The 910-nt window shown below is 52.5% G+C and carries 2 protein-coding genes; both read right to left on the bottom strand.

All coding sequences use genetic code 11. From position 1 onward, the window contains the following. Positions 1-229: GTP-binding protein (locus ACR0IP_RS23250; protein WP_480528172.1), on the bottom strand; the 229-nt coding region annotated here is incomplete at its 3' end. Positions 230-305: 76 nt separating this feature from the next. Then, positions 306-641 carry an SMR family transporter gene (locus ACR0IP_RS23245; RefSeq protein WP_209596305.1) on the bottom strand — a complete coding sequence of 112 codons (336 nt, stop codon included), beginning with the start codon at positions 639-641 and terminating at the stop codon, positions 306-308. Positions 642-910 lie beyond the last annotated feature (269 nt).

Genomic DNA, 910 nt, shown 5'->3' with positions numbered 1-910 from the left:
CGTGACCGGGGGTGTCGACGATATTGATGCGTGTGTCTTTCCACTCGACCGACGTGGCCTTTGCCAGGATGGTGATGCCGCGTTCACGCTCCAGGTCGTTACTGTCCATGGCACGTTCCGCGACGGCCTGATTTTCCCGGAATGCACCGGATTGTTTGAGCAGCTCGTCGACCAAGGTCGTTTTGCCGTGGTCCACGTGAGCGATGATTGCGATGTTGCGCAGGTCCATGAGAGGTCAGCCTTTGAACGGGAAGTTGCCGCGCGCATAACGCGGCGCGGCAAAATATACCAGCCCTAACCGGCCTTCAGTGCCCGGCAGTCTTTGAAAAGAGGTGAATGATCAGGATTCCCGCCAGAATCATCGCCAATCCGAGTATTGCCGGCCAATCCAAACGCTGACCGAAAACGATAAAACCGATGAGCGCGATCAGAAAGATGCCTAGTCCGGACCAGATAGCATAAACAATGCCGACAGGCATGACCTTCAACGTCATCGCCAAAAGGTAGAATGCAAACGCGTACCCAACGATAACGATCACGGATGGCCAGAACCGCGTAAACTGCTGGCTGGCTTGCAGGGCCGTTGTGCCAATGGTTTCAGCCAGCACAGCCAGCAACAGATACAGATAGGCTTGGGGCATTTGAATACCTCGGAAAAGGGTGCGTCGGGTGGCCTGAGGGTGATTTGTGTGAGTGAAATACGCGGGCCGTCATGTTGTCTACAAGATTACCTTGGGTCAGGTATACCTGACTGTTTTTTCAGTCGAATGAATGTAATATTCGCTGCATATTTTTTCATTTTGTTAACGAGTTTTGAGCGATGACGTTATTTGCGAAATCAATCATATTTGCTTCGGGTCTGATAGTGGCGATTGGGTGGCTTGCTGACGGGGGGTCCGTCGAAGTGAAT

This window comes from Ruegeria sp. AL11 (genome assembly GCF_056540865.1).
This window is presented reverse-complemented; position numbering and strand designations above follow the sequence as displayed.

Excerpts from the sequence above, each read along its gene's own strand:
- ACR0IP_RS23245 (WP_209596305.1), bottom strand. The coding sequence starts at position 641 with ATGCCCCAAGCCTATCTGTATCTGTTGCTGGCTGTGCTGGCTGAAACC.